Origin of the sequence: Pseudoalteromonas sp. GW168-MNA-CIBAN-0100 (assembly GCF_040309225.1) — a bacterium.
GTDB classification, from domain to species: domain Bacteria; phylum Pseudomonadota; class Gammaproteobacteria; order Enterobacterales; family Alteromonadaceae; genus Pseudoalteromonas; species Pseudoalteromonas arctica.
The window spans coordinates 1-259 of sequence record NZ_JBEOOL010000747.1 but is presented as its reverse complement, the minus strand read 5'-3'; the positions used below and the strand labels follow the sequence as shown (position 1 = coordinate 259).

Annotated in this window: 1 pseudogene; it reads left to right on the top strand. The window is 38.2% G+C overall.

The features are described 5' to 3' along the window. A pseudogene (locus tag AAEY62_RS23255) lies at positions 1–259 on the top strand (ankyrin repeat domain-containing protein); the annotation flags it as partial.

Below are 259 nucleotides of genomic sequence, written 5' to 3'. Positions count from 1 at the left end.
AAGCAGGATATGACTTTAGAGCGCGAAATAACGAGGGGTTAAGTTGTTACCGATTAGCGGTTAGTATAAAAGCCAGCAACTTAGTTAAGTGCCTTGAGCGCGACTTTGGTATTAAAGAGTTATCGCCAGAAGGGCAGCTAGAGCGAATTAAAAAGGTGCATGTGTTACATGCGGTTGTGGCTTTATTATTACCGCTACAGTTATTTTTCTTTTTTGATGAAAACATAACTATAAAAAGTGAGCTTACTCTTTTTATGAC